Here is a 1,440-nt window from a genome sequence, read left to right as displayed (position 1 = left end):
TTCGACGCATGGCTTAATCCCTTAGGCGATAGTGGTAGTCGTAGAGATGGCGGACAAATCCTGTTCGACGGTAGAGGGCATGTGCGGCCGGGTTGTCGGCCAGGACCGACAAACAGGCGGACGTCGCCTTGTTCTGATGCGCCCAATTCTGGAGGCTCGACACAACCTGCCCCGCCAGCCCTCGTCCCCGCGCATCAGGTCTTGTCGCGACGGCGTCGATACCGAGAATGCCGCGATGGATGATGCCGTACGCCAAGGCAACGATCTCGCCCTTCTGCCGATACGATGCATAAGCAGCAGGCAAGGTTATGGCTGACAAGGACGCACTCAGAAAGCTGCCAGCCGGGGGCGAGCCACCGAACGCCATCCAAGCCTCGATCCAATCCGCATGCACGGCTCCCGTCTCGACTGCCACTGCTTTGGATCGGGACCGACTCGCGATGTCGGGGGCCAAAAGAACCTGACTGGGAGCATCAATGGTATAGCCGCGATCAGCGAGCATCTCGTCGACATCGTCGCCGATCGACAGGATCTTGACGATCGTCGGTCGCCCGAGCCGATGATACAGGGCCTCGCCAGCGGCGAGTACAGATGTGAAATCGTCCGACCGAAAAGGCGTCGGACTGATGCAGTTCGTCCGTCGCACCGTGCCGCCGGAGGCCCGGATCAACCAGCCGTCCTGATAAGTCTCCACGGGTGAGGGACGGACGTTCAGAGCGACCTCTTCGACATGCCAAACTAGGGACATTTGAACGCTCGAAAACCAAAACGATCTGCAGTCTAGGACCGCTTCTTGGAGATCGCAAAGGACCAGGCCAAGGAAGCGTTGGGTCGCTAGCAGATGGACCGCTTGCGGACATCCGCTTTCTAGGCCGCAGGAGACCGGACGGGGTGGAAAGCTACTAGGTAGTTTCCGAGAAAGATGCTTGCGAATGCGGCCCTTCCTCGACCGGCCAGATCCACGTAGGTTCTGTGCGACGGACTGTATCAGGAGCGGCAATGCGGGAAGCCCAGGACATATTGGCCTGCGAGGAGAAGCTTCGGACGGCGATGATTGCCGGGGACGTCGAGACGTTGTCAGAATTGATCGATGACGATCTCGTCTTCACGGGTCCGATGGGAAACGTGATGACCAAGGAAGAGGATTTGGAGGCCCACCGCAGCCGGGTCTTATGCATCCAGCGTCTTGATCTTTTCGAGACTGCCTTTCATCCTCTGCATGAAATCATCGTCGTAACGACCAAGGCAAGGCTCGAAGCGATTTACGACCAGAATCCGGTATCCGGCACATTTGCCTACACTCGGATCTGGCACCAAGACGAACACGGATGGCGCATTTCGGCAGGTCATTGTTCTAGGATCGGAGACCTCTAAGCGACGTTGTCGGACGTCCGCTTTGGATTGTCAGCGACAGGTGACTGGCAGTCGCGAATGGGTCGG

2 protein-coding genes are annotated in these 1,440 nt (G+C 58.5%); one reads left to right on the top strand and one right to left on the bottom strand.

What is annotated here, in order from left to right:
- Positions 1 to 13 precede the first annotated feature (13 nt).
- Positions 14 to 748 carry a GNAT family N-acetyltransferase gene (locus AUL36_RS22280; protein WP_062224387.1) on the bottom strand — a complete coding sequence of 245 codons (735 nt, stop codon included), beginning with the start codon at positions 746 to 748 and terminating at the stop codon, positions 14 to 16.
- 251 nt (positions 749 to 999) lie between these two features.
- On the opposite strand from AUL36_RS22280, the gene AUL36_RS22275 reads away from it, so the two are divergent.
- On the top strand, positions 1,000 to 1,374 hold the full coding sequence (locus tag AUL36_RS22275) for a nuclear transport factor 2 family protein (RefSeq protein ID WP_062224385.1): 375 nt from the start codon (positions 1,000 to 1,002) through the stop codon (positions 1,372 to 1,374).
- The last annotated feature ends 66 nt before the right edge of the window (positions 1,375 to 1,440 follow it).

This window comes from Aureimonas sp. D3, from assembly GCF_001463805.1.
GTDB lineage: Bacteria > Pseudomonadota > Alphaproteobacteria > Rhizobiales > Rhizobiaceae > Aureimonas > Aureimonas ureilytica_A.
This window is presented reverse-complemented; position numbering and strand designations above follow the sequence as displayed.

Bases quoted from the DNA above. Each gene is read 5' to 3' on its own strand.
- AUL36_RS22280 (WP_062224387.1), bottom strand. From the start codon at position 748: ATGTCCCTAGTTTGGCATGTCGAAGAGGTCGCTCTGAACGTCCGTCCC.
- AUL36_RS22275 (WP_062224385.1), top strand. From the start codon at position 1,000: ATGCGGGAAGCCCAGGACATATTGGCCTGCGAGGAGAAGCTTCGGACG.